Annotated in this window: 18 protein-coding genes and 1 tRNA gene; 3 read left to right on the top strand and 16 right to left on the bottom strand. The window is 60.4% G+C overall.

Annotated features, from left to right (window positions below; all coding sequences use genetic code 11):
• The first annotated feature begins 53 nt into the window (after positions 1-53).
• Positions 54-2,453 carry a sensor histidine kinase gene (locus tag KPB06_RS33510; protein WP_275920572.1) on the top strand — a complete coding sequence of 800 codons (2,400 nt, stop codon included), beginning with the start codon at positions 54-56 and terminating at the stop codon, positions 2,451-2,453.
• A complete protein-coding gene (locus tag KPB06_RS33505; RefSeq protein ID WP_275920571.1) occupies positions 2,453-4,609 on the top strand; it encodes a ribosomal eL19 family protein in 2,157 nt (718 codons plus the stop codon). The genes KPB06_RS33510 and KPB06_RS33505 overlap by 1 nt, the downstream gene beginning before the upstream one ends.
• A gap of 184 nt (positions 4,610-4,793) precedes the next feature.
• Here KPB06_RS33505 and KPB06_RS33500 read toward each other — a convergent pair whose 3' ends face one another.
• The 4 genes from KPB06_RS33500 to KPB06_RS33485 form a co-directional block, all read right to left on the bottom strand.
• Positions 4,794-5,996, bottom strand: a complete 1,203-nt coding sequence (locus tag KPB06_RS33500) for a DUF3396 domain-containing protein (protein WP_275920570.1) — start codon at positions 5,994-5,996, stop codon at positions 4,794-4,796.
• A 24-nt stretch (positions 5,997-6,020) separates the two neighbouring features.
• A complete protein-coding gene (locus KPB06_RS33495; RefSeq protein ID WP_275920569.1) occupies positions 6,021-6,779 on the bottom strand; it encodes a VRR-NUC domain-containing protein in 759 nt (252 codons plus the stop codon).
• Positions 6,776-7,300: a PAAR domain-containing protein gene (locus tag KPB06_RS33490; RefSeq protein ID WP_275920568.1), complete on the bottom strand. Its 525-nt coding sequence runs from the start codon at positions 7,298-7,300 to the stop codon at positions 6,776-6,778. The genes KPB06_RS33495 and KPB06_RS33490 overlap by 4 nt, the downstream gene beginning before the upstream one ends.
• Positions 7,301-7,659: 359 nt before the next feature.
• Entirely contained in the window at positions 7,660-8,799 is a 1,140-nt protein-coding gene (locus KPB06_RS33485) for a tyrosine-type recombinase/integrase (RefSeq protein WP_275920567.1), read from the bottom strand.
• An 89-nt stretch (positions 8,800-8,888) separates the two neighbouring features.
• Here KPB06_RS33485 and KPB06_RS33480 point away from each other — a divergent pair.
• Positions 8,889-8,980 (top strand) — tRNA-Ser (locus KPB06_RS33480).
• Positions 8,981-9,069: 89 nt separating this feature from the next.
• Here the strand turns inward: KPB06_RS33480 and KPB06_RS33475 are convergent.
• The 12 genes from KPB06_RS33475 to KPB06_RS33420 form a co-directional block, all read right to left on the bottom strand.
• Entirely contained in the window at positions 9,070-9,417 is a 348-nt protein-coding gene (locus tag KPB06_RS33475) for a hypothetical protein (RefSeq protein WP_226094247.1), read from the bottom strand.
• A gap of 205 nt (positions 9,418-9,622) precedes the next feature.
• Positions 9,623-10,564: a hypothetical protein gene (locus KPB06_RS33470; RefSeq protein ID WP_059580619.1), complete on the bottom strand. Its 942-nt coding sequence runs from the start codon at positions 10,562-10,564 to the stop codon at positions 9,623-9,625.
• A gap of 1 nt (position 10,565) precedes the next feature.
• On the bottom strand, positions 10,566-12,437 hold the full coding sequence (locus tag KPB06_RS33465) for an ORC-CDC6 family AAA ATPase (RefSeq protein ID WP_059580622.1): 1,872 nt from the start codon (positions 12,435-12,437) through the stop codon (positions 10,566-10,568).
• Complete coding sequence (locus KPB06_RS33460) at positions 12,434-13,621, bottom strand: metallophosphoesterase family protein (RefSeq protein ID WP_059580624.1); 1,188 nt, start codon at positions 13,619-13,621, stop codon at positions 12,434-12,436. Before KPB06_RS33460 ends, KPB06_RS33465 begins: the two co-directional genes overlap by 4 nt.
• Positions 13,622-13,631: 10 nt before the next feature.
• Positions 13,632-14,441 (bottom strand): DNA adenine methylase, encoded by an 810-nt coding sequence (locus KPB06_RS33455; RefSeq protein WP_196485223.1) that lies wholly within the window; start codon positions 14,439-14,441, stop codon positions 13,632-13,634.
• Positions 14,442-14,758: 317 nt separating this feature from the next.
• A complete protein-coding gene (locus KPB06_RS33450; protein ID WP_146075156.1) occupies positions 14,759-16,849 on the bottom strand; it encodes a hypothetical protein in 2,091 nt (696 codons plus the stop codon).
• Positions 16,850-17,752: 903 nt separating this feature from the next.
• Complete coding sequence (locus tag KPB06_RS33445; protein WP_059580629.1) at positions 17,753-21,121, bottom strand: glycosyltransferase family protein; 3,369 nt, start codon at positions 21,119-21,121, stop codon at positions 17,753-17,755.
• 2 nt (positions 21,122-21,123) lie between these two features.
• Positions 21,124-22,281 (bottom strand): dTDP-4-amino-4,6-dideoxygalactose transaminase, encoded by a 1,158-nt coding sequence (rffA, locus tag KPB06_RS33440; protein WP_060008829.1) that lies wholly within the window; start codon positions 22,279-22,281, stop codon positions 21,124-21,126.
• Between the two features lie 58 nt (positions 22,282-22,339).
• Positions 22,340-22,987, bottom strand: a complete 648-nt coding sequence (locus tag KPB06_RS33435) for a class I SAM-dependent methyltransferase (RefSeq protein WP_059638422.1) — start codon at positions 22,985-22,987, stop codon at positions 22,340-22,342.
• A 10-nt stretch (positions 22,988-22,997) separates the two neighbouring features.
• The gene (locus KPB06_RS33430) at positions 22,998-23,720 is read right to left on the bottom strand and encodes a WbqC family protein (protein WP_089464449.1); all 723 of its coding nucleotides are present in this window, start codon (positions 23,718-23,720) and stop codon (positions 22,998-23,000) included.
• On the bottom strand, positions 23,717-25,102 hold the full coding sequence (locus tag KPB06_RS33425) for an NAD(P)/FAD-dependent oxidoreductase (RefSeq protein WP_124864330.1): 1,386 nt from the start codon (positions 25,100-25,102) through the stop codon (positions 23,717-23,719). Before KPB06_RS33425 ends, KPB06_RS33430 begins: the two co-directional genes overlap by 4 nt.
• Complete coding sequence (locus KPB06_RS33420; protein ID WP_059580641.1) at positions 25,099-25,884, bottom strand: class I SAM-dependent methyltransferase; 786 nt, start codon at positions 25,882-25,884, stop codon at positions 25,099-25,101. The genes KPB06_RS33425 and KPB06_RS33420 overlap by 4 nt, the downstream gene beginning before the upstream one ends.
• Positions 25,885-26,043: the final 159 nt, after the last annotated feature.

Here is a 26,043-nt window from a genome sequence, read left to right as displayed (position 1 = left end):
TGAAAACGCCATCACGGATGTGGGGGAAACCCCCGCTGATTGGAGCACCATAATTGGCATTCAAGTTTGCAGCACGTGCGCTGCTCGAGCTGGGCAAGGAACTTATTAGCTCTGACGAGGTAGCGATAAACGAACTGGTGAAGAACGCAGTCGACGCGGGCTCTCCCAGCGTGCAGTTGGCGTTACAGGTCCTCTTAACGCGTAGAGACTACGAAGAAGCTGTGCATCGGTTAGGTCAGCGGGTCGCCCCTCAGGCGGTGTTAGACCGGATTGAGACACAAATGGTCGCCGGTGTCCGAGATGAGTTGAAGGGACAGTTTTTGGCGTCAATGCGTTCGCTGGTTGGCGATAGGGATGCGTTCATCGACGCGTTGCATACCAACTATCGAGCGTTTAATTGGATTGAGGTGCGTGACCAAGGGCACGGCATGAGCGCAGAGGAATTGGAGGACGTGTATCTTACCGTCGGTACGCGCTCACGCCGTAGGGACAATTTGAAAGGCGCTGGCTATCTTGGTGACAAGGGGGTTGGTCGCCTCTCGGCGATGCGGTTGGGCGACCATCTGCACCTCTGCACGAGTCGTAACGGCGAGCGCCACTGGAACGAGTTGGATATCGACTGGCTGCAATTTGGCCATGACGTGGAAGTCGAGGTAGGCAGCATTCCAATCGCACCACATGTGGGGGCTGTCAAGGGCGAGCGTAGGGAGCACGGCACCACCGTTCGCGTATCTGCTTTACTGGGCGACTGGAGCGAGCCTCGGCTGGACGAACTTCTGGCTGGCGCACTCGCGCGGATGATTGACCCGTTCGAGCGCGCTCGTGCGGCTGCGACTCGCGACACGAAGCATGAGTTGCTACGAGTGGAATATAACGGTCGACCAAAGATCATTCCTCGCATCCCGACTCCGCTACTCGAAGCGGCCCATGCCACCTGCCATGTGTCGTTGCGCTTTGACGGCAAGGATCAGATTCCGCATTTGGAGGGCATGATTGACTATCGGCTGCGGAATTCCAAGCGTGCGGTGCTTCAAGTGGGTGCGGAGATTTATTCGCTCACTCAGCAGGAGACCCCCGTGCGCGGCAAGAAAGGGCATGCTGCGACGACTGCAGTTTCCATTCGTCCTGAGACGCTGAAGTCGCTCGGGCCGTTTAGCGTCGATGTCTATTGGTTTAATCGTTTAATCGTGCAGGCGGTTCCGGCGCTCACACAGAATACGCTCGAGACGCGGCAACAGATCGCGCGGTGGTCGGGCGGTCCTATGCTCTACCGGCACGGGTTTCGAGTGCTACCATATGGCGATTCAGACGACGACTGGCTTGAACTAGACAAGAATGCGTTCGGCAAATCTGGGTTCAAGCTTAACCGCCAACAGGTGATCGGGCGCGTGGTCGTCAACGCAGCTCACACGGCACTGAGTGAGCAGACCAATCGGGAGGGGTTGGTGGAGTCGCCCGAAGCAGCCGCGCTCAAGTCAATCCTGATGTGGGTTTTGCACACAGAGATGCGCGACTTGATAAACGAGGCCGACAAGAATGAAAAGCTAAATATTAAGCGCGCGAGAGCGTCGACGCAGGACTTCCGGCAAACTGAGGAAAAGGTTTTGCACTCCTTGGCTGAACTCCGTGCCAACGCACCGGATATCAACCGAGTGGAGATCGAGCGCCTGCAGAGACGCGTGTCTGAGCTCACAGATCAATGCTCCGAGATCGTAACAGGCGTCGAGAAGGAAGCGAAGCAGATTGCTGACGATCGGGAGCAATTTGTGCATCTCGCGGGTATCGGGTTGATGACAGAATTCATCTTCCACGAATTGGACCGCGCCGTGGCCTTTGCCATTAAGGAACTGCACGAGGTGCGTAAAGCACTGCCGACCCATGCGGTGCTAAAGTCGTTGGAAGAGCAGTTGACCACGCTGCATAAACGCGTATCGGCTTTCGATGCGTTGTCTGGTGAGAAGCGTCAGGTCAAAGTCCGCTTTGACGCTGGCGAGGTGGCGGCCATGGTGCTGCAAGGTCATGAGAATGCATTCAAGCGCCATGGAATTGAGTTCAGCATTCGCCAAGACAAGCCCTTGATGGTGCGTGCTGTAAAGGGCATGTTGATCCAAATTTTGGAGAACCTTATTTCCAACAGCGAGTATTGGCTTAAGCAGCAGAGCCGATTCGAGCCAGGCTTCCTCCCGCGCATTCACGTGGAAGTGAATGCGCAGACGCGGACATTGACTGTGACGGACAGTGGTCCGGGGGTGGCGCCGGAGCGCGCTGAGGTCATTTTTCATCCGTTTGTCTCGTCCAAACCGGCGAACCAAGGGCGCGGCTTGGGTTTGTACATTTCGCGGGAGCTGGCGGCCTACCACCGTTGGACTATCCGGATGGATCCTGAAGCCCCTGTTATCCGACAGGGTCGACTTAACACCTTTCTCCTCGATTTCAGTGAGGGAGCGACGTAATGGAAGCGGCACGCATACTGGAGGCAATCAAGGCGAGTAGCGTCGAGCGCATCGCTTTCGTGGACGATGCATTCGACCCGCCTGAAATTCCCGAGGCGGATTGGGGGGAGTTGCGGGAATACTTGAGCGCGATAGACGCGGACCAAATTCGCAGAGAAGCGGCTATAGATGATGATGATTGGCAGGCGGCGATCGAGGGGATAGACAGCTCAGTGCGAGAGCCGGTTGACGAGCTGTTGCAGCAGCTCTATGCCGCCTATGTGCGCACATTCGACACGAAGTTCGACCCGATGGGACGATTCTCCGAACTCAAGGGGGCTAATCTTGCCTATGTCCGTCCGTTGCTTGCCCTCGTTCGTCAGGCCAGTCCGAACGTTACGATACAGACTTATGGATCGCAGCCCGAAGCCGTGGACGCCCAAGGTGGGCCACACGTTGTATTCGTGGACTTGTTCTTACACGCGTCTGTTAGCCCCGACGAGGTACCGGATTCGGCTCAAGCCGGGCAAGCTGTCCAGAAGTCGCTCGAGCGAATCGAGCCACTGCTCAGGTTGTCTCCCTCGGTTATCCTCATGACATCACACCCCGATGCGCCACAGGTGCAGGAATACCGCCGGAGCATGGGTGAACAGAACCGCGTATATGCTAGCCGCTTCGGCTTCGTAAGCAAGAGAAAGATCGTACAGAACGATCCGGCGGATCCAATTGTCGTGGACCCCGAGGCGAGCGACACACTGTTGGATCTTTTCCAAACCTACAATTTCGGGCGCGGCCTACACGAAACGCTCAACGCTTGGCTTAAGGCAGCCCATTCGGCAGTAGAGTCGCTAAAGGGTGAGATTGACGATTTTGAACTTTCCGACCTTGCTTACTTGGTTCGGTTCCGATTATCCGACGAAGGGCAGAGCTTAACCGACTATCTAGAGTGGTTGCTAGGGGAATCCCTAATCGATGGTGTTGGACGGAAGCTGGACGAAAGCCTGCCAAAGACCCAGCTTGATAAGCAGGCAAAGGATATTGACAGTGCATTTGACGGGCCAACCCGAAAGGTCGCGGAACTCTACCATCGCGTACGGATAGAAAATAAGCGCTCTCGTCCACGAGAGCACTTCAGATTGGGCGATTTATATATGCGCACTCCTGAGAACGGAGTGCCACATTTACTCGCGATCATGAATCCCGACTGCGATCTCGTGAAAAGGCCAGGCAAGGAGAAGCCTGCAGCTCATGCCATGCTGACGTTGCGCGGCAAATTGGAGACGTTCAACGCCCCCAGCACATCTGTAGGCGACTTCATCGTCATTGATGATAAGCCTCAGAACATCAAGTGGGACTACCGCGCAGTAGAAACACTACCGTTCAGCGGCGTCATGTCTCAAGCTGGCCATTCGGAAGGGGAGTTTCGCTATCTGGGAGCGCTACGCCCGATGTACGCGCAGGAGATTCAAGCCAAATTACTTAATCAACTAGGCCGTGTCGGCGTACCCGTGCCACCGGTTTTGGCGTTTCCTGGAACGGTAACTTTTTGGTATGCCGAGAAGAGCGGTAAGCTCACGAGCATAGATTTCGCGGGCGAAGACACTCCATGTTATTTTGTCCCGGCTAGACAGTCGGACCAAGAAGGTATTTTGGTGTTTCGGCGGCACTTCATTCGAAAGCTCGTTGCCAACTTGGAACTGATTGACGCATCGACTCTCTCGACGGACGCGGCGGGGCATCTCAAGAACTTGCTGTCTGAGGCGGGGCGGATCAAGCTACGAAAGCTTACCGCCGAGGGGGGGGAACTGGAGAAAGACATTGGCCATGGTTTGCTGCTCACTAAGAAGAAAGCCAAACTGGGAAATAAAAGTGCTCATTGGGGATGTATCGTGGTTGCGATGAAGCCTGAGTCACCGGTACAGCTAGGGGATGGCGATACAGTCAGCATCGCATCTGCCGACGCGCCTCCCGTAGCTGAAGCAGCATCACCGGCAAGTGAGCCTGCATCGTCAACTGGCGAAGCAGCAGCGTCCCCGGCGGGTGAGCCGGTGCCGCCAACGGATGAAGCAGCATTACCGTCAGCTGAGCCGATCATGCCGATGGCTGAAGCAACGTTGCCGAGACGAGAGGGGGCACCTCCGGCGAGTGAAGCGACGCCGGCGGCGGGGCAAGCTTAAGTGTGTCCCTAGCGCGGTCTCGATAGCTTGCAAGGGAGCCGCAAGTAATTTGCGCAAAGGCAAAATCGAACTGGCAACAGACGCGCCGAAAAGAACATCACGTAAAAGTGCGCCGAATCGGTTGATAAAATTCGGCGTTAACTACACAAGTTGGTGAGAGTGCTCGGTGAGTGCGTTGCTCCAATCAGTTGTCGTATCCGAATCCGTTCGGTGGTACGGGCTTGTGTAGTCCCATGGCCTTCCGAAGCCGCGCGAGGTGGGGGGGCACCGCCGCTTTGCTGCTACCGACAGTCGGTGTTTTGTGCAGCTCGCGCCATTGTTCGGCCAGCCTGTCGGGCGGCAGAACGAAGCGCTTCAGCCAGGCTTCGGTCGCGATGGTCGTGTTGAGCATCGGCGCTGTGCTGTCGAGCGTGCCGCTTTGCAGGATGTCCATCGCTTCCGCGATGATGGGGCGTAGCGCCGCGTCGAGCAGCACATACGCCGGCGGCGGCAGAGGAGGCTTCCCCGGCCCAGCAGACACACCGGATTGCGGGGCTGCGCCCGCTTGAATGATTAAGCCACCGTCTCTCAACGGCTGCCGCACGTACCAGTCGGGCGGCAGCGTCAGCGACGCGACTCCCCCGGCTGCGCGCACAAGGTCCCCGTCCAGCGCGACAAGCCAATCGACCGTCTTGATCTTCCCGACCAGGTCGACAGTGCTCACGCCCATCGGGTCGCCCACGTCGATCCCCGGACCGTAGCGGCGCGCGTAAAAATACTCGCTCGCTTCGTTTGGCTCCCGTCCCATAGGCGGCACGTTGACAGCAAATCCCGCATGACCGGAGACTGTGGGCAGGGCTTCGCAGAACCCGGCGAACAGCGCCTGAAACACGCCGGGACGGTGTTCGAGGAAGGCGCGCGGGACTGTGAAGTCGATCACGTCCATTCCGCGTCCGAGCTTCGCTTGCCAATCGGCGATCGTAAAAACGGCGAATTCGTAGAACCCCGTCGCGAGCTTGTGCTCAGCACTCGTGACCTGCACGACCAGCGCTTCGTCGGCGGGAACCGTCTTCGCCAGGTCCGCAAGACCGGGCGCTTTGTCGAGCGGCATGGGCTGCTCGCCCTCCGTATAGAACCAGCGCAGCGGACCGTCCTTCGAAGGCGTTTCTCCGAGAGCACGGGCCAGCGCTTGGGTGTACTCCTCGATCGTCGCGCGGTACTGCTCAAAGCACTTGACGATCGCGGCGCGTACGGCGGGCGAGTGGCCGTCACGGAAATACACGACACCGCGCACCACCAGCGCGGCACCGGTGATCGCTTTCTGGTATGCGGGCTCGTACACCCCGAACGGCAGCGTGTCGGCGCGGCGCTCGTCTGCGACCCACGCCTTGATTTCGGATTCAGTCATTTGGGTGTTCTATCACATGCCACATCACGGGATCAGCGGAGGGAGTCGGCCAGGCGTTGGAGGCAGTCCGCCACCACCCGGAATGTCCGGAAAGACGCTCCCGCTCTTTCCACCCCCACCAAGCAGTTCGTCCATGTCCGACGAGGATGAAGTCTTGGGCTGGCGCTGCGTCGACGTCTCGCCGTCTTGCGTATCATCACCGCATCCGCACTCTGCGGGGCCTAGCGACACGAACTTCGAACGGCCGCCTGCAATGCGGATGTAATCCCGCTCCTGATTACGACCATAGTCGTCCGGCGGAAACTTGAACTCTACAACCTGCTTGATGTTGCTTTGAACGGGCGGCTGCTCGGGATCGTTCACGATCACGACGTCCGGCCGTCGCAAGTTACCGTTCCCGGCTTTATACGTCTTGCGCCCGCCAGGCCAAAAGTCCTCGATCCATTGGCGAATGTCCGGATTCGGGCGCAACGGATCGTCCGGGTCCGTCACAGGCTCCGGCGGGGCCGCTTTCATGTTGTACGTCTGCTCCGGTTTGTAGACCGTCGGCGCACCCGTTTCGACGCGCGACAGTCCGTTCGCAAAATCGAGGCGCTGCTGGACGCATTTTTGGCGCTGGATACGACCGTTGCGCGTCGCTACACCGATGTTTTTGCACTTGCAAAGGACGGTGCAAAGGACCGCGCGGTCTTTCGCCGACAAGCGACTGTTGACCCCGACTTGATTCGTTTGCCCCTCGGGCGAGACCCCACCGGTCGAGGATCCCGGACCGTAGTCGCTCATGCGGACATGCTCCCCGGATGCTCGAACGTCAAGGACGAGGCGTCATGGTTGTTGAGCCAATCCGTAAACCCGTTGGCGTCTGTTTTCCCATGGACCACACGTCCGTCGGCGGCGCGCACGGTATACGGGTGGCCGGCGACCGGCTGGCGGGTGACGTCGTCGAGGACCTGGAATCGTCCCCGGTATGGCGTCTGAGGGGTGGTTTCCGAGACAACGCTTTTCCCACCGCCGACAGCACCTCCGGAACCGGACGTCGGCTCGGCGGTCGTGTTGTTCTGCGACGCGATAAGCGTTGCGCCACAAGCGGTCGTATCGCCTTCGGAGGCAACGGGCCGACCGTCGAACGTCACGCCGAGATTTTTGACCCCGACGATGGGATAGATCCCGCCACACTTAGGACACGACACCTTGTCGCCCAAGAGCGCGAGGGGAACTCCGTCCGACTTATTCTCCGGCGAACACGCAAGCACTCGACCACCGTGCGACGTCGTGTCGCCCTCGCGAATGAATGAAAAACCCATAATGCATGCCCTCTCTCTTTTTTGTCGGAGGAATGTAGCACATCGGGTTTTCCTGGGTGACCCTGTCAACATCGGCAGTTTCAACGTGCCGCATCCGGGTAGCGCTGCCCTTGGCGAGATTCAGGAGACGTCGGGGACGGAGGCTTGCGGAAGGTACGAAGTGCGAAACCGGCGGTAGAGGGGAGACGCTATCGGGAGATAGCGCGTTGGCCTCGAGGCTGTCGGCTCGCATCGTTTTTCGGGCGCGAAAGCGAAGGCAGTCGTCATTGCGTGACATGGACAACAGGGCCCGACGCCTCGCCCTAAGCCGGCCCCGTCGGCGCGGGCCGGTTCTGTCACCCTCGATCGAACCCTTTTTGCTAGATAATCGCGATCGCGTCGAGTTTTGCCCGCATCCGGTCATGCCGCAAATGTCCGTAATGTTTATCGATCATATCAGTCGACGTTCCGGCCATCCTGGCTACCTCAAAGCTGTCGATGCCGCTCGCGATCATTTCACTGATCGCCGTGTGGCGAAGCGAGTACATGACGACAGACGGGGGAAGCTGAGCGGCTTTGACCGCGTCCTTGAAGGGCTTCTTCCACGAGTCCTTGTTCCAAGGCTGCCCGTACTCCGTCGCGAAGACAGGGGCGTTGGCGATTTTGCCCGTGGTCTGATTCTCGAAGAAGCGGATGGCGGCCGACGACAGAGAGACGACGCGATGTCCGGTTTTCCCATCGAGGATGAGCGTGCCTTGCTGCCGATCGAAATGTTTGACGCAGGCGCGTGCGAGTTCGCCTGGGCGAGCTGCTGTGAACAACATGGCTTTGACCAGTTGCCGAATATCTTCGGCACACGCCTCGATCAAGGCATTACGCTGCTCTGCCGGAAGGAACGACTGCCTACGACGCCCGACGTCTTTGAACTTCGTCACCGTTTTCCATCCCGCATCGGTCGCAACGAGACGGTCATGTAGTGCCAGATTCAGGGCAGCTTTCAACGACGCGAGGTTGCGGTTCGCCGAGTCCTTGGCCCGCCGGAGGTCGTCTTCGTCCTCGGCGAATTCCTCGATCTCTCTGATTTGCTCGGCGAGCCAGTCTTTCACATGTGATGTCCGCAGCTTTGACAGATCGATACGGCCGATTTTGTTGTCGTAGACGAGCCGTTTGAAACGGCCCTCGGCGTCTGATTTGCTGGAGGCGCCTTTGTGCAGTCCCAGATGCTTGACGTAGTGCTCGCAGGCGTCCTTGATGCTCGTGGTCTTGGTGGACACGCCGGCATCGGCAGCCTTTGACCATTCGAGGGTAGCTTTCACTGCCTCATCGAAGCTCGAGAGTGTACCGAGCGCCTTGTATTCTTGCTTGCCAGCCTCGTTGCGCCTGCGAGCAATCCAGGTCCCATCCCCCTCCGCGAGTTTTCGGAACCCGACGTAGAGACCGGATTGAACCCGAGCAAAGTACGGTTCTCGGCGTGGAGGCAGCTTGTCGCGTGCGGTCTTGCTGACGATAGAGGTGGCCATGATTTTCGTACGGAAATGGTACGGAAATTTTAGGCCGGATCTCGCTGGACGGCAATATACTGGTTGTTCAATAAAATCATAAAGTTATCGCGCTGTTTTGGATGTTGTCAGATCGTCATGGATTCGATTTCCCGCCCTCCGAAGGCAGGGGTTGCTGGTTCGATCCCAGCCGGGCGCGCCAAGTCTAGTCAGGCTCTCAGCGGTTTCCTTCCTGTGGAGTTAACCAATTAATGTCGTTTTCGACACGAATTGGTTGTTTTGCCATAGATATCAGTCCATAGCTGGACGATTTTCCTGTCGTCGTCTGCGACGGCCTCCGCTCTTACGGCCGCCCGCTTCGCTGCTTGCATCGACGCCTGCAAGGCAACGCACTCGCTCAAGGAAGATGCCGGCTTGCTTGTACCGGAAGCTCAAACCGGTCCTTTCGAAAACATCCTGCTGTATTCGCCGTCTCACGGGCTTTTCCTGTTTCGCGACAATAGCGTCGAACGATTTCCGAAACTCGTCGAACTTTAAATCTTCCAATTCCCTTGCGGTGCGGCGCACACGCTCCTGCCCGGCATGCACGAGTTGCTGGTTCAGCGTGGGCGAGAGCGAACGCAGAAATTTGGTCGGCATCTGGAAAGCGCAAGGGCATCACGTTCCAGGCTCTATGGTGCGACAAGGCGAGCGCATGCCGGAAGTGTTCGCTCCGGACCGGTCAGGCGCATATCGCTCCCAACCCGCGCTCGGGGAGCTTGAACGCAGAGCATGAGCTTCTTGTCGCCGGCGCGGTGAAGAGGCACGCCGGCCACTCAATCCACTGACGAATTTGTTATTGCTTTCAGTGTGCTGCGCGAAAAATTACAGAGACAGACACAATGTGTCCCGACGGCTTGCGATTAACCGGAGCCTCCAACGAACCGCTGCTTACCCTCCAGACCCCAACATCATCATTCAAGCTGGCGACCAGGAGCGTGACCAAGGCAAAAAGCTTCGGGCCGAATGGAATCAGCACCGCATTGAAGTGTGGCTTCAACATATCGACGAGCGAGTTCATCTCGTGGAATAGTTGAGCAGGTTCGTTTAGGTCATACGGCTGACACCGCCCGTCAGCCTGAATGATGTCGAGCAAGGACTGGTTTGCCGCTAGGACTTGCTGGTAATACTCAGGAATTGGCCCGAGCGGATAGTAGGCCCACGTGGCGTTGTTGATTTCCAGATGGTCCACAATTCCAATAGCCTTGTTCGGCTCGTAGCCAAGGCCCACGATGGCAGCCGGCGGCCGGTCCGGCCGGGTTGTCCAGCCAGCAAACTGTGGAATGACGGGTTCCACTGTGACGGTAGGCGCAGTGTCTTCCACCGGCGGCGTAAATTCAGCGATGGAATACCGAAATGTGACGGTCACCTCGGTACTGGATAGGGCGCGCAGTGCATCAACTAGATGGGCCAAGCGGAAGCGATTGAAGCACGAGATATCGACTTCCACCTTTCGTATGCCGCCGTCCCGTGCTTGATGGCGTAGATACTGGTCGAGCGTTTCTCGAAATGCGTCGTCATCGACCTCAATCAAATCAAAGCCTGCGCTCTCGAACCATGCTTTGTTTGTCTCATATTCGAGTTCACGCTGCGACACGAAGCCAATGGCTAGTCTCTTCTTCGCAGTTTCGTGAAATTCCCGGGCGGCTGCCCGGGCACGACCTTCGTAGCCACATGCGGCGATAAATACGTCGATGTCGTCCGAAGGTTTGCTCTCAACATTTCGAATCGAAGTCAGTGTGAGCATTTCAATCCATATCAAATGAGAGTTGGGTTTGCCCGTTCCCCTGCCTCTCAGGCTGGCGCTCACGACGCGGTAGGAGGTTCGAGAGGCGAACAGTTTTTCCTTTGCGAAGGAGCAACCCATATTTTGCCGCGAGCAGAAAACTCAATCGCAAGTTCGCGTTGAGCATCTCGCCGACAATCGCTTTCGAAGATGACTCATCGACGAGCATGACCGCCCCGCGATTTACCGCAGAAGCCAATAGGGCCTGAGTTCTCTCGGAGACGTTTTCGTCCACCATGAAACTTTGTGCTGGGTCAATGCTGAAGTGCTGCTCGACAAGCTCGGCATGCAACCGGGAGCCGATTTCCTCTAAAAGCGCGTCCAGCGGCAATTCGTCACCTTGAGCGCCAGTGTGCTCTACAGGAATCGTCTTTAGAAGCGCAATCATCCTGTCGGCCGCGGCGTCAATTTCCTTCGCCTGTTCGGACCCAGGAACTCTTCGCTCACCACTTTCGACAAGAAAGTTGATAAGTGGTGAAACAAGACTGATGAACCACCGAGGATTGCCCTCCGTAATGGCGAAAATCGAGTCGGCCCCAGCATAAAGCTCGAGCGTCTTTCGTTGACGCGCAGCTACCTCGCCCTTTTTGGACTCGTGCAAGAAAAAGTCACGAACTGCCGCGACAGGTGCAGCCTTACGAAGAACGCTGTCTCTCTTGCTCGCCCAAAGGCTCTCCGCGGCGGATAGGTCGATGCTCTTCTGCTTCAGGAAACTGGAAAACGAACGGTCCTTCCTCTCAAGGGATGTAAAGACCTTATACCAAGGCTCACCTGGACTGTAAGGACTGCGGCGGCGCACTCCGCGATTGTCTTTCGGCTCGAACACCGAGCGTCCCAACGCCTCCTCGGCTGTGATTCTCAGGCCGTGCTTTTGCGTCAGGGAAGCCCACAGCGCACGACAGAAAGTCTTCGAGTCTGTACGGTCGGAGTACCACAGGCGGATTTGCTGATAGTCGTGACCGAGAGCAGCGCCGTCCTGCTTGAAGAGCGCTCTATATGCAGTAGCAGATACTGGACTAATAGCGAGCTTGAGATAGAGCCGCGGGTCCGACATACGAAGCGCGGAGAACAACTGGTCGACAATCCAATCTGGCGCTGTCTCCAGCTCGTCAAACAGAAGGCTCCACCGCGCCCCAGTCTCGCCGACCGCCTCATTGAAACTCGCACAGATATTTGAGCAGATATCAAGGAAGTCGAGATGGAGATAGTCCAACAACGCAAGCTTCTCTGAGCATTGTGCATGCGAGAGCAGGCTGCAGGAATTTGCCAGCAAACGAATGTCCGACAGGCGATTCCGCAGCGATTGACGGACGGCCAGAAGACTCGGAATCTCGGGCTTTACCCGTAGCGCCGTGGCAAGCTCTCGAGCCAGCAATGCCTCCTGGTCACTATTGAGCACGACTGCACGGTACGTATAGTCTGAATTCGCGCGTGCAGCCATTGTCTCCAGCACCGCGTGAATCACGTGTGTAGTGAAGCAGGCGAGAACAAGCGTCCGATGATTTTGCTCGTTTAGCTTTCCATATCCGAGAGAGTTAAGCTGCTTCGACCAGCTTATATCGGACGCAATAAACACGCCGCTGTACTTGACCGCAGACCGGAAGGCATCCGCCTTCGGCCCCGTCCAAGTTGCGAGCGCGCTTGGCTGCAGCATCTTCAGCAAAGTCGTCTTCCCGCTACCTCGCGGCCCTATGAGAACCGCGTGATAGTCTCCTGCTAACCTTTCGAAGTGTGAAGAATAGACGAAGCCGTTCGCGACCTCGGCTGGCCCAAGGTATTTCGCATTGAATGCCTCGGCATTGATTGACAGGCTCACGCGCTCGATTTTTGTCACGTTGACCTCACGCCGAATTCGTACGGAAGACCGGTACCGTCACACGTGATGACAATGTTATGCCTCGTATTGAGCGTGCCGCTCAGTGCATTAAATTTGCGCGGTGTGAGGTGAGCCAAGTCCGGCTGCAATTTCAGCATCTCGTCCCACTTCACCAATTGGTGTGCACCCATTGAATCAACGACGGCGCGTGCAAGTTGCTGCACGCTACCTTCGAATCCAAATCCCAAGCGGCTTGGGAAAGTGACATTGGCATTGCCATAGTCTTTCCAGCCATAGCCTTGGACCCAATTCCAGGACTTGACGACGCCGCGCAATTCGTCGTCGATACCGAATCGCTCAACCTGAACCGAGTGAAAATAATTCCGCGACACGGACGCGTTTGCACCCTCGAGTCGTCCGGAGAAGCTTCCACACGCGAGCACCACGGGTTGCTGAAACTCGCCTTGAGCGAGTTCAATTTTCGGGTGATGCTTGTGGCCGTGAATGACGAGCCACGCCCCATTACTCGACAACGTATCGAGCAATTTCTGGCCGTTGAGCATGATATCGCCACCAAGGTCAAGTTCGCTGTGCACGTGGGGATGGTGGTGACATACCGCAACATTGAACTCTGAGCCTTGCTGCCCATCGAGGTCTCGCCGCAGCTTCTCGAGGGTATAGCCGGTAACCGCACCACGCTCCAGTTCGTCACGATGCTCATGCAACCAAGAGGAATTGAGCACCAAAAAGCGTACCCGTCCAATGGTCGTCAAAAAATAGCCATGAGCCCAGAAGTGGTCGGCCAACGCGTCATCGGCAATCGGAAATCGCGGCAGCAAGCGCATCAGCGCTTCACGGGGAATTGTTCCTTCGTTGTGGCCGCGAGAGTCGACATCGTGGTTGCCGACCGTCGCAATTACTTCTTGAGCCCCCAACTTTTGCTTCAATACATGCAACTGCTCCCAAACGAACTTCAGTGCGCCACCATCGGCTCGGTTCGTCATATCTCCCGGGCAGATAACGAAGTCGGCGGTTAAGCTCTCGCGGCCAACTAGTTCGTAGAGTGACGACAACGGATTATCGTGCTGGCCGAAGCCGTCGGCGTCAGAATAAAGCTTGACTTCAGTTCCTTTCGGGTCACTGCTTTTTGGGGCAGCGTGCAGGTCGCTCAAGACCGCAAACGTGATAGGTTGCTGGCTCATCCGTCCACACCTACTCGTAGTTGCGGAGCTGGTACTCGCGTACGGACTTCCGACCTTTCGAGAACCCCGCGATGCTCCGGCGTACCGGCGCGTATGTCAGGTGCCAGCCCGGGAGGGCCTTGCGTAGCGTGTGCGCCTGGTTGTAGGAAATCAAAATCCGGACGCCACGCTCGTCCGCCGAACGGACCTCGTCAATCAGTCGCTCGACATCATCGTCTGAAAAGGCGTTCCAGCCGTATTCGCCACGGTTGCGAACGCTGCCATAGTAGTACGGAGGGTCGAGGTAGATGAAATCGTTCTCGGTCGTGCCCCGGACCGCCTGGGCGAAATCTCCACAGTACAGCTCCGCGTTCTGCAGGCGCGCGGAGAACTGGCGAAGCTCCTCTACACTGGGGAGCGGACCTGTGCGATACCCACCAAATGGAACATTGAATTGACCATTACGGTTCTCTCGGTATACGCCGTTGAAACAATAGCGGTTCAGGTAGAGAAATTTTGCAGCGTCGAATGCTGCATCTGTACCCATCGGCAACGCGCGCAAGTGGAGATACGTCTCTTTGTCGACGCTCCAGCGAGCCAGGAAGGATGCGACTGTATCCGGAGAGGCTCGTAGCGCTCCGTAGGCGGAAACAAGATGCGGATTCACGTCACCGAGCAGTGCTCGACCCGGATTCAGGGCCAAAAAGAGGCATGCGGAGCCACAGAACGGTTCGATGTAGCGTCCTTGAATCAGGGGTGTCAGGCTCGTTAACTTCGGAAGAATCTGCCGTTTGCTACCCGCCCATCTCAAGACGGGTTTCACCCTTGCATCACTTGTCATTTGGACCATTCCCCGGTAAGCGTTGTGCGATTCTAATGTACGAGACCGGCATCTGGTAAGCGTGCAGGGCGTATGGGGCAATCCCGTCTGGACTCTGCCCACCGCGCAGCGTGGCAAGCGGGACTCTTTCGACTGACACACAAAGGGCAAGCAGAGGTCGTGCACGCGTTGTGGGCGCCAGCAAGACGTACAGCATGCCCATTTTCGACGCGCCGATTGCGACACGAAAATCGTGCCGGGCGTGTGGATTGCCGTAAGTCTACCGCAGGTAGCTTAAGGTCCCATCGAGCGTGCTGAGCCGGGTCAAGTGAGGGGCACTACACTTTCACAGGCTTCACTACTCGCCTGGTGTGCTGAGCGAAACTGCAACGCTTGATGAGGGCTTCGATTTCTCGAGTATTGCTAGGCATCTCGACGACCGGACTGCGTACTCGGCCTGCCGAATCAGTTTCGTCAAATGGAGGGATTTCCATATCCAACGGCTTGACGCAAGCTCCGTACGATTCTCGCTTGGGCGGGTTCTTCACTGCCATGATGATGGCATCCGCATCGGGTACCCCCTCGCTGCGAAAGTCCACATGAAATTCTATCTCCCTTCCTTCCGCGTCAAATCCCCCTCCAAAGATACTGCTGCCAGATAGCAAAATATTGAACAGTGTATCCGCGTGCACGAAGTAAGGCTCTTCGGTACGTTCCCCCTCTAGAAGAAATGAATTTGACACCACAAGAGCCACGACTCTTTCAATCTTGGGGGGAGTTTCTGTCGCTTGTATCCGCCTAAGCCATGACGCGATAACGCTGGGATTCGAAACGAGATGTTCTCTCTTTCTCATAACTTGATGTATCTTGTCCTGAAGTGCTTCGTGAGCAGACCAAAACTCATAGGGCTCGGCTGGATATCCGATTGCTAGACATTCGAGAATGAAAAGAGTTGTGCCAGAAATAATTGCGGCGTCGACATCACCGACCTCATTTCCGTCTGCCGCCTTCTCGGGAACGGGTAGCCGTGGTCCAAGCGGTATGTAGTGCATCGCCGGACGCCCTATGGCTGGGTGTCCGAAACGGGCCAGTGCATCTAGCGCAAGGTGTACGACATCCTCGTATTTGTGCCCCTTGTCGGAAAACCTGACACCACTTTCCGTGTCAGACGTCCCCCAATCTGCCACAAGTCTCATGAGGTGGCCGTTTTGAAGCGGTTGCCAAAGCGGTATCAGGCCGGCGCCGATTTCGAGAAGCGGCCGGGTCCAGATAGTCTGACGCCCGCCCTTGTATGTTAGGAAGTTGACAATCGCTTTTGCCTCTTGAGGTTGGACATCTATAACCCTAGATAAGGCTTGATAAAGTTGTTCGGCTGGTAGAATTGTAAGGGGGAGGCTATCATTCAACCGATTTTCCTCAGATGCCCTTTTGAAGTAAATAAAATCGTCAGTCGTCAAAAGTGCGATGCAATACCAAGCGTCAAGAACTTTTTGGTAAGTAAGTTCTTTCAATGATGGATGGGATTTTTCCAAAAAGAATTTAACGTGAAGGTTGATTTGTGTGGCCTGTAAAATTGCAAGCTCCAACGCAACTTGCCGTTGCTCCTCAGGCAATGCATCGATTGTGGTGGCTACTAGGCGCGATTCTTCTGAACCTATTCGATTTAGTGCGAGAATTTGGCGTCTACCCAGCTGATGATGAAGGTCAAAATCAGTGAATTCGTCTACGTCGCGTGCGATTACAACCTGTCTTCTCTGCAAATCGACGCATGCCATTAGTTCCAAAGCAGAGGCTGTTTTATCAATGGCATAGTTGTGTGGCGGGTTGGGCCCTACATAGGCGTGAGCGCTGCCCCACAGAACGGAATGCCATAGATTTCGGAGAGATTCGAACAAGTAACCAAGTCTGATAACTACCGGTAACACGGCATCAATGCTTGCGGATTCTGGGTTGTCACCAGTTCCGCCAAACCCTTTTCTGTCATGCGTGTGACGGAGAACATGTCGAACGCTGTCAATTGTGGCCTCTAATATTTCTGGCGGGGTATAGGAGTTTCCGCAGTGGTCAGTGGCGGTTCGCAGCGTGAATAAGGCATCGCGAGTAATTTCAGTGACATTGGATAGTGCGTCTGCATATTCCGTAGACAACGTAAGTTGCTGCCTATGCGTAAAGATTGCCACCGCTGTTGCTACCTCATCATAGCTAAAACGCCGACACCTTTTCTCTACGTCATCAAGTGTGTCAAAGAGACGTTTTGCCCGCCACGCAATGAGCTCTCCGAATCTACGTGCTTGAAAGTCCTCCGCAGACCCATCATGATTTGCCTCAAAGGCTGCAAGAAATACGGAGAGGTCGAACCGCGGTTCCAATGGGTCAGGGACGAGTCGTGGTTGACCCTGCTGAACGCGTAACATTGAAACGAAGCGCATAGATAGTCTGCTCTGTAATTGAGTTGGATTTTATTTATATATGAGCATATGTTTGGCGTGTAGGCAAGTGCCATATATCGAGCATTCTCGATTTTTTCAATGCGTGAATCGTAAAGATGAATCATCGGTTGGTCGTCAGATTGTAGAGCGAGCCCCTGAAACGCCGGGCGTAGTCCCTGCATACGACTGCGCGCAACGGCTCGGGCTGCGTTCGGAGGAGAGGCTCGGTTCCCGGTCGGAGCGTCGTGTCAACACACTCCAGCACCCTCGGCTGAATTTGGGTCTCGACCATGCAACGATTAAGCGCCCGTAGACACGCACGACACGAATAGCTGGGATGGCAGGCGTGGGCGTGGGCTGGACAGGGGATTTTCGGTCTTTCCGCGCCAAGAATTGCCTGTCTGCGAGCGACAGGAATTGAATAACTGCACACTCCCTGCGGATAATCAATTAGTGTCGTTTTCGACATGAATTGGTTGCTTTCCCGTCGATATCAGTCCGTATCTGGACAGTTTTCCCGTGGTAGTCCCCGGCGGCCTTCGCTCTTACGGCCGCCCGCCCCGCTACGTGCATCGACACCTGCAAGGCAACGAACTCGCATCAAAGAAGACGCCGGCTTGCTTGTAACGAAAGCTCAAACCGGTCCTTTCGAAACCCGGCGGGGAGACGAGCTGCCACGCGTTTCGTCAGCGTCTCGCGTGGCGCGAAGCGGACTGTGCCGTGGCGTTGCAGCGCAAAGGCTGGCTCTGGCCGCCGGGGACAGCAGTTCGAGTTCTTGCAGTTCGTCGAGCTCATGCAGCTCGAGCAGTTGCGGCGGCTGTTCGAGCAACTGAGCACAGGGCGCACTGCCGGGGCAGCGCGCCGGGCCGCCAGCATCGCGCAAGCGGCACGGCGCGCGCCGGACTACGCGATCGCGGCATCGGCGGGCGTTCGTGCCTGCGCAGCACGTCCGTCGCCCGCCTCGACGATCAGCGTCCAGTCGAACGCCGGCAGTGCGCAGAGGTGCTCGACGGTGGCCGTGTACTCGTGCGCGGGCGCGTGCAGATAGCGCACCTTGTCGGTCCATTCGGGAAGCGGCGCCTGCGACGTCGTCAGCACGACCGCCAGCAGATCCTGTTCCGGCCGCCTTGCGATTTCCTGCAGGCTCAGCCGGACCTTGTCGAGGTCGCCTTCGGCGTCCAGAATCAGCGCGCCGGCGATCGGCGCATCCGGCCGGGCGGGCGGGTGGCCGACCGCGCCTTTGTCGATGCACTGCTGATACACATGGCGATAGCGCGGCAGCGCCTGCTGCAGCGCGTGATGCTTGCGGACCTTCGCCTGCGCCGTGCGCGCGAGCCCGCGGCGCAGCGCCGGATTCGCGATCAGCCGGTCGAGCGCGTCGACCCAGGCCTGCGGCGCATCCGGGACCAGCAGGCCGTCGCAGCCGTCGTGCAGCGCGAAGCGATAGGCTGGCCGGTCGCTGACGATCGACGCGATGCCGGCCGCCGCGTATTCCTGCCACTGGATCGTGCTCGTGCAGGCGTTGTAGTCATGGTCGGCGAGCGGCAGCAGCGCGATGTCCCAGCACCGTTCCCGCAGGCGTCGTGCGTGCGCGTCGTAGTCGTGAAGCTCGGGCTCGCACCCGGCGGCCGGGTGGCCAGCCCAGCCCGGCGGGACGTCCGCGCCGACGAAACTCACCCTGACCTTGCCGGGATGGCGTGCGCAGATCGCGTGCAGCGCCGCGTCGACGAGCGCGAAGTTGTCGGCGCGCAGCGACGCACCGGCGACGCCGATCGTCACGCAGTCGTCGTCGCGCGCCGTCACGGGGCGGTAGAACCGGTCGAAGTCCACGCTGTCGGGCAGCACGTGAACGCGCGGGTGCGACAGCCGGTAGCGGCTGGCGATGAACGGCGTGGATACGATCACGGCGTCTGCGTTGCGCAGCATGAGCTCGATCCCCGCGCGGGCCATCCCGCCTTGCGCGGCGAGCGGATGCGCGGCCGGCAGGTCGGTTAGCAGGTCGTCGGTCTCGTAGATCACCGGCTTTTCATGCTTGAAGATCGTGTACAGGTCGTTGCCCGTCAGCAGGCCGGGCGTCAGCCGATGCAGCAGGACGGCGTCGGCCGTGGCCAGCACGCTGCTGTCGATCTGGCCGTCCCGGATGCCCGGGACGAGTTCCCATTCGTCGCTCAGCAGACCGAACGGCAGCGTGAGGCGAATTCGCGACGACGCGCATGCGTCCGGATCGATCGAATACACGATCAGGCGCTTGCGGCGCGGTGCGGCGTCCGCGGTCGCGGCGACGGGCGCCAGCGTGCGGTTCTCCGCCAGCAGCCGCGCATACAGCGCACCGTGGCGCGCGGCGTTGCGGCCGATGTCGTGCTGCGCGCGGATTGCATCCTGCGCGGCCGCGGCGAGTTGCGAGCGGGTGTGCGGATGCTCGATCAGGTGCGCGATCGCGTCGACCCACGCGTCGGCGGTGTCGGCGACGAGCCAGCCTGTGCGGCCGTGGACAACCGGGCAGCCTTCGGCCGGCGTGGCGACGAGCACCGTGGCCGCGCCGGCCGCCGAACATTCGAGCCATGCGCGCGGCGGCGCATCGTCGCGCAACGTGACCGGCGCCGCGACCAGCGCGATGTCGAGGTCCGCGCGCTTCAGCGCGTCGGCGTAGCTGTCGTAAGGGGCAGGCTCCGCGATCAGCGTGACGTCCGGTTCACCGTCCCAGCCGGCCGGCAGCGCCGCGCCGACGAACGACACCCGGAGCTTCCCCGGAAATCGGCGGCGTAGCTCGGCCAGCGCCAGGCGGACCTGCTCGAGACGCACGCCGTCGAGACCGGTGCCGGAAACCGCGAGGTTCACGTGGTCACGCGCGCCGGGCGCCGCGCGGTGCAGACGCTCGAGATCGACGCCGGTCGGCAGCACGTGGACCGATGCGTTGACGTGACGGTATTCCCGCACCAGCGTTTCCGACGGCACGACGAGCGCATGCGCGCGCTGCACGGCGCTGCGGATGCCCGCCTTGCGGCGCGCGTTGTCGGCCGCGCCGGGGATGTCGGCGAGCAGCGTGTCGAGCGGCGCGTCGATCTCGAGGACGACCGGCTTGCCGAGCGAGAACAGGTGTTCCAGCGTGGCGGCGGACAGCAGGCCCGGCGTGTCGCCCTGCAGCACGATCAGGTCCGCGCGCTGCAGCGCGTCGGGATCGATGCCGGCTGGCGTGACAGGGAACGTCAGTGCCCATTCGCGGTCCAGCCGCGCGAACGGCTGCGCGAAGCGCAGGCTGGCGCGCGCGTGGTCGGCCGGTTCCGCGGTGACGACCGCGATGCACGAGCGCGGCGCGGACGCGGCCTGTTCCCGGGCGGCGGCGCCCGGCGCGACGGCCCGCGCATCGAGCTTGTCCGCGTGGGCCTGGGTTCGCTCGACGAAGTTCTGCAACTGCTGCCAGAACGTCTCCTCTTCCTTCAGGTAGACGCTGCGCGCTTCGTGAACCGTGGCCTTCGCATGGGCGATCTCGTGTTCGTCGAGCCCCCACGCGATGCCCTTGCCGTCCATCACCCACCGGGTCGGCTCCGACAGCGACGCGTCATTCATGATGCACACGACCGGGCAGCCGCACAGCAGTGCCTCGAACACGGCGGTGGACCATTCGTACGTGTACAAGCACTCGACCTGCCGGAACAGCGCCGCGAGTTCGTGCGCCGAACGTTCCGGCACGCGGGTCGAGATTTCGATCGACTCGGCGGTGACCGGATGCAGCGTGCCGCCGCGCCGCAGGTGGCGATTGATGAAGACGGCCGTGCCGTTGCGGCGGGCGTCGTCGACACCGTCGCTGTTGAAGATGCGCGTGTCGACCAGCGGCATGCGCAGCAGGTCCGCGTTCCATTCTTCGGGCACCAGCGACGGCCCGAACGTGAAGATGAGGTCGTCCGGCTGCAGGGCGATCGGTTCGCCGTTGATGCGGCCGGGCTCGGCCAGCAGGTAGCGCACGACGCAGCGCGCATTGAACGGATTGCCGGTGACGACGTCCGGGTAGACGACGATCGGGCTGCGATTCGCGCGGGCGTGCGCCTGCACGATGTCGTTGGTCAGCGGCGGCGTGCGCAGGTCGGGATGCACGACCGGCGTGCAGACGTACGCTTCGTGGCCAAGCAGGTTCAGCACGTGGCACAGGTAGTGCATCGCGCGGATCCCGCCGGAGGTTTGCCGGAAATTCGGCGCGAGTATGTAGTACGGGTGGTCGAGTCGCGTAAAGATGCGCGAACCGCCGTGCGCCAGGCCAGATTGGGGAATCGTCATCGTTATCGGGTGCGGTAGAAATCGAAGACCACGTCGAGGATGCGATCCTGTTCGGCTTCGGTCATGTCGTGGTACAGCGGCAGCCGGACGAGCCGGTCGGCGACGAGGTCCGTCACCGCCATGCCGGACCCGCAGCGCCCGTAGCGCTGGCCGGCCGGCGAACTGTGCAGCGGCACGTAGTGGAACACCGCGTTCACACCCACCGCGCGGATCTGCTGCAGCAGCGCGGTGCGTTCGGCGAGGTCGCGTGCGAGGAAATAGAACATGTGGCCGTTGCCGCGCTCGGCGAGCGAAATCGCGGGCAGCTCGATCAGCCCGTCCGCGTGCAGCGGCTGCAGCGCGTCCTGGTAGCGCTGCACGGTCGCGCGCCGCTGCGCGGTGATCACGTCCGCGTGCTCGAACTGCGCGTACAGGAACGCCGCGATCAGCTCGCCCGGCAGGAACGACGAGCCGACGTCGACCCAGGTGTACTTGTCCACCTGCCCGCGGAAGAACTGACTACGGTTGGTGCCCTTCTCGCGGATGATCTCCGCGCGCTCGACGAGGCGCGGGTCGTTGACCAGCAGCGCGCCGCCTTCGCCCGAGATCACGTTCTTGGTCTCGTGGAAGCTGAGGCACGCGAGGTGGCCGAGGCCGCCGAGCGGCTTGCCGTTCCACGTGGACTGCAGCGCCTGGGCGGCGTCCTCGATCACCCACAGGTCATGGTCCGCCGCGAGCTGCCCGATCACGTCCATGTCGCATGCGACGCCCGCGTAGTGCACCGGCACGATCGCGCGCGTGCGCTTGGTGATCGCGGCGGCGATCTGCGTCTCGTCAAGGTTCAGCGTGTCGCGGCGAATGTCGACGAACACCGGCGTCGCGCCGCGCAGCACGAACGCGTTGGCGGTCGACACGAACGTGTAGGACGGCATGATCACTTCGTCGCCGGGCTGCACGTCGGCGAGGATCGCGGCCATCTCGAGCGCGGCCGTGCACGAGTGCGTGAGCAGCGCGCGCTGGCAGCCGATGCGCGCTTCCAGCCAGCGGTGGCAGAGCTTCGTGAACGCCTGGTCGCCGGCGAGGCCGCCCTGCTCGACCGCTTTCGCGATGTAGTAGAGCTCCTTGCCGACCACGAACGGGCGGCCGAACGGAATGCTGTCGAGATTGGGTGGGCCGAACATGGTCAGGCTCCGCGGTAAGGGTGGGACGTTCGGCCGCGCAGCTTGCGCGCGGCACCGCTCAGATGTCCTTGCGGACGAGAATCGTGAATTCGTACAGGCCGTAGTCGTGCAGCAGCGCGACGTGGCGCGAATAGCGGCGCTTGCAGCGATCGAACAGCGCGCACGGGTCCGCGTAGTACAGGAGGTCCGGGCGCATGAACGGCGGATCGGAATACGACGTCAGGCAGTTGAACGCGAAGCCCAGCCGGCTCGTCGCGTGCAGCGTGTCGAGCGTCGCGTGGATGTAGTCGAGCCACGCGTCGTCGCCGTGACCGCGCCTGACGTTGAAGATGCCGGATGCGATCCCGTAGTCCGACGGGGCCTGCGGCTGCGCGCCGACATGAAACGTGACGTTCGCGTCGTCGCGGTAGCGCTGCCGCGCGGCGTCGACCATGTCGGACGAGATGTCGTAGCCCGCATACGCGAAGCCGTCCGGCAGCGCGCGCGCCTTCAGGAAATCGACCAGCGCGCCGTAGCCGCAGCCGATATCGTTCACCGAGTGTCCGCCGGACGCGGGCAGGATTCTGGTCAGTTGTTCGAAGCGCAGGAACTGGCCGGATTCGCCGTTCCAGTCGACGCCGCGCGCGGTCGCGCCGTGCTCCGCCAGCCGCGCGCTGTAGTACGCGGCCACTTCTTCCAGCAGGCTCGCATGCCGGGATTCGCTCATGGACATCACCTCAATCTTTCGAGGTCAGCGCGTACCGGCGCGCTTCGGGACCGCAGTTGAACAGCACGTCGAGCACCGTCACGCCGTGGACGAAATCGCCCCACTGCTGCGGATACTCGGGATAGGCTGGATAGTCGAACCAGCGCACCGCGATGCCGGCATCGGCGAACAGGTTCTCGTCGAGGTAGCTGCGCGCGGCCGGGCCGGACAGGTACTCGGTCGCGCCCGCCTGCACGCACAGGTTCAGCAGCTTCTCGGTGCGGTCGCCGTGCAGCGCATAGTCCGACGTCGACGACACGCGCGTGCCGATCTCCAGTTGCCGGAGGACCCACGTCAGCATCGCGACATTCAGCTCGCTCAGCATCCCGTAGGTGCGGCCGGTGTAGAGTGCCTCGAGCTCGTCCGCATAGCGCGCGAAGTGCGGCGCGCGCGCGTAGTTCTGCTGCAGGGCCTTCCAGTGCAGCGGCGCCCAGTCGGCACCGTCGATCTCGGTTTCGCGGATCGACTGGTGATACTTGCCCTTCACCTTCACCGGCACGCTCAGCCATTGCACGCCCTGCGGCGTCTTGATCTGGTTGCGGTTGCGCCAGTCGCGGCGCGTGTACTGCGCGTCGTCGTAGAGGATGAACTCGTCGCTGGCGGCGATCAGGTCGAAGTAGCCCTTCCACGGAATGTAGTTGGACTGGACGATCGCCACCCGCTTCGCGTCGCGGTTCATGGTCGCACCGCTCATGCCGGAATGTGGCCGTACCGGTACATGTCGACGAGCTCGGGCGGAATGCCCCAGTCCGTTGCGCCCAGCTTGTCGTGCAGCGCCTCCAGGTCCGCGCGCATCGCGTTCCGGAGCTGGTCGACCATGCGGTTGCGCGCCGGCACGAAGTCGTGCTGGTACGCGGCATTGATCTGATGGCGCACCGTCTTTGCGATCGCGGCCTCGCGCGTCATGTTGCGGATCAGCGGGCGTTCGGGCGCCAGTTCCGCGTAGCGCGGATCGATCGGCTCGCCGCGCATCGCCGCGACGAGATCGCGGCACAGTACCGGCGACAGGTGGAAGCCGTCGCGCTTGGTGCCACCGAGAATCCACAGGTCGCGCACGCTGGTTTCGCCGAACAGCGGATACAGGTCGGACGTCGTCGGCCGCCAGCCGACGTTGACGTTGACCAGGTTCGCGCGCGAGAAGCGGGTGTTGATCTGGTCCATCGCCGACTTGAGCAGCGTGTACGCGCTGCCGGCGTGGCCGTGCTCGTGCGGCACCGGGCTGATGTAGTTGCTGGCGCCGACGAGGGTCCGGTCAGGCCCGTACGGCGCCGAATACACGCCGCACGCGAGGCCGCGGTTGGTCGTGCGCACGCAGTGCGTGTGCACGTTCTCCGCGCTCTGCAGTTCGATCGACATGCCGATGCCATAGAACATCCGCTGCACCGGCAACTCGGGCAGGCTCGCCTGCAGCACGCGCGTCACGTTGGCGCCGTTGCAGAGGATGAAGCGGTCCGCGCCGAGCACGCCGCCATCGGACAGGCGCGCCCCGGTGACGCGTCCGGCCGCGGTGTCGAGCCGCTCGACCTCGGCGTCGATGAAGCGCACGTTGCCGGCTCGTGCGACCGACTCGGTCAGCGCGTCGAGAAACTGTTTCGGATTGACCCAGCCCTCGCGCTTCAGGAAGACCGCCTTCAGCGCGCGATAGCGCGGGTCCGGATGATAGTTCGGGATGCCTGACGGATCGACCGCCTCGCAGGGCTCCTCGAATTCGCGGCAGAACCGCTGCATGGCCGCGAAGTTCTCGTCGTCGAGCGCGTCGGTCGCCGCGTTGTTCAGCACGAAAGTGCCGAAGCCGTACGCGATCGCGCGCTCCGGCGTGCAGATTTCGGCGAATACGGCGGGCCAGGCCGCCGTCGCACCGCGGCTCAGCTCGAACTTGAAGCGGTCGATCGGCGTGCCGAGCGAATCGCCTTCCAGTTCGGTGAACGAATTGAGCATCGCCGCCGCGGCGCGCGTGGCCGAGCCGGGCCGATGCGCGTGGCCGACGATCACGAGCTCGACGCCCGGGTCGGCGTGCTGCCATGCGCGGGCCGTCATCAGGCCAAGAATGCCGTTGCCGAGGATCGCGATCTTCATTTGCGTGCGCCCCCGCCTTCGGGGAATGACAGGTAGCAGAGCGACGGATAGGCCGCCGCCTTGTGGATCTGGTGCGGACGGTTGCCGAGCAGGTCGCGCAGGTAATGGATACCTTCCGCGGGCAGCTGGCCGCCGCGGGTAAGCTGCCAGAACGCGACGACGCCGCCGGGCACCAGCCGCTCCATCACCGCGTCGAACGCGTGCCGGGTCGGCTCGATCACGTTCAGGTCGAACCACGCGAGCGCGACCATCTCGCCGGGATGCGCTTCGTCGAACGCCGCCAGCGTGTCGCGGCAATCGCCTTCCCACACGTGGTGCTTGTCATGCACGTGCCCCATCGCGTTGCTGCGCTCGTGCAGGTTCAGCAGCTTGCGCAGCAGGTCCGCGTACTCGCCGGACAGCGAGTACGTGCCGTCGGAGAACAGCTTGCGGTCGCGCGTGTCGTGCTCGGCGAAGCCCGTGTAGCCCGTGAACGTATCGAATGCGTGGATGCGGCGCTGGAAGTTCAGCGGCTCGAGAATCGCGCGGAAGTTCTCGCACAGCACGGCGGTCTGTCCGCGCCACGTGCCGAGATCGAGGATCGCGCCCGGCAGCGGCACGATTTTTTGATAGATCTCGAAGGTCGCGAGAATGCGTGCGAGGAGCGAGCCGCGCACGAACAGGCCGAGCGACCGTTCCAGTTCCTCGCGCGTCGCGGGGTAGGTCTGCATCAGGTCGAACAGTTCGCGGCGCGCCGCGAGCTGATCGCCATCTGCGTTGGTGATGATCGCTGATTCGTGCATACACAGGGCTCCAGGCACAAAGGGTGTGACCGGACGAGCGCGCGTCGGCGCGGCGGCATCGGAATGCGCAGCCGTCCGAGCGTCGCAGGTCGGACATCTTTCTGCGATCAAGTCTAGCGAGCGCCGCCAGGATCGAATGTCGGATTAGCGGGTGGTTTC

It is taken from the genome of Burkholderia semiarida, from assembly GCF_029268935.1.
GTDB classification, from domain to species: Bacteria; Pseudomonadota; Gammaproteobacteria; order Burkholderiales; family Burkholderiaceae; genus Burkholderia; species Burkholderia semiarida.
The sequence above is the reverse complement of the archived record's forward strand: the minus strand, read 5'-3'. Positions and strand labels throughout refer to the sequence as shown.

Coding starts and splice junctions, on each gene's coding strand:
- KPB06_RS33485 (WP_275920567.1), bottom strand. CDS start 8,799: ATGGCCACCTCTATCGTCAGCAAGACCGCACGCGACAAGCTGCCTCCA.
- KPB06_RS33450 (WP_146075156.1), bottom strand. CDS start 16,849: ATGCGCTTCGTTTCAATGTTACGCGTTCAGCAGGGTCAACCACGACTC.
- KPB06_RS33460 (WP_059580624.1), bottom strand. CDS start 13,621: ATGAGCCAGCAACCTATCACGTTTGCGGTCTTGAGCGACCTGCACGCT.
- KPB06_RS33470 (WP_059580619.1), bottom strand. CDS start 10,564: ATGCTCACACTGACTTCGATTCGAAATGTTGAGAGCAAACCTTCGGAC.
- KPB06_RS33500 (WP_275920570.1), bottom strand. CDS start 5,996: ATGACTGAATCCGAAATCAAGGCGTGGGTCGCAGACGAGCGCCGCGCC.
- KPB06_RS33420 (WP_059580641.1), bottom strand. CDS start 25,884: ATGCACGAATCAGCGATCATCACCAACGCAGATGGCGATCAGCTCGCG.
- KPB06_RS33455 (WP_196485223.1), bottom strand. CDS start 14,441: ATGACAAGTGATGCAAGGGTGAAACCCGTCTTGAGATGGGCGGGTAGC.
- KPB06_RS33445 (WP_059580629.1), bottom strand. CDS start 21,121: ATGACGATTCCCCAATCTGGCCTGGCGCACGGCGGTTCGCGCATCTTT.
- KPB06_RS33430 (WP_089464449.1), bottom strand. CDS start 23,720: ATGAGCGGTGCGACCATGAACCGCGACGCGAAGCGGGTGGCGATCGTC.
- KPB06_RS33475 (WP_226094247.1), bottom strand. CDS start 9,417: ATGCCGACCAAATTTCTGCGTTCGCTCTCGCCCACGCTGAACCAGCAA.
- KPB06_RS33425 (WP_124864330.1), bottom strand. CDS start 25,102: ATGAAGATCGCGATCCTCGGCAACGGCATTCTTGGCCTGATGACGGCC.
- KPB06_RS33435 (WP_059638422.1), bottom strand. CDS start 22,987: ATGAGCGAATCCCGGCATGCGAGCCTGCTGGAAGAAGTGGCCGCGTAC.
- rffA (WP_060008829.1), bottom strand. CDS start 22,281: ATGTTCGGCCCACCCAATCTCGACAGCATTCCGTTCGGCCGCCCGTTC.
- KPB06_RS33505 (WP_275920571.1), top strand. CDS start 2,453: ATGGAAGCGGCACGCATACTGGAGGCAATCAAGGCGAGTAGCGTCGAG.
- KPB06_RS33495 (WP_275920569.1), bottom strand. CDS start 6,779: ATGAGCGACTACGGTCCGGGATCCTCGACCGGTGGGGTCTCGCCCGAG.
- KPB06_RS33490 (WP_275920568.1), bottom strand. CDS start 7,300: ATGGGTTTTTCATTCATTCGCGAGGGCGACACGACGTCGCACGGTGGT.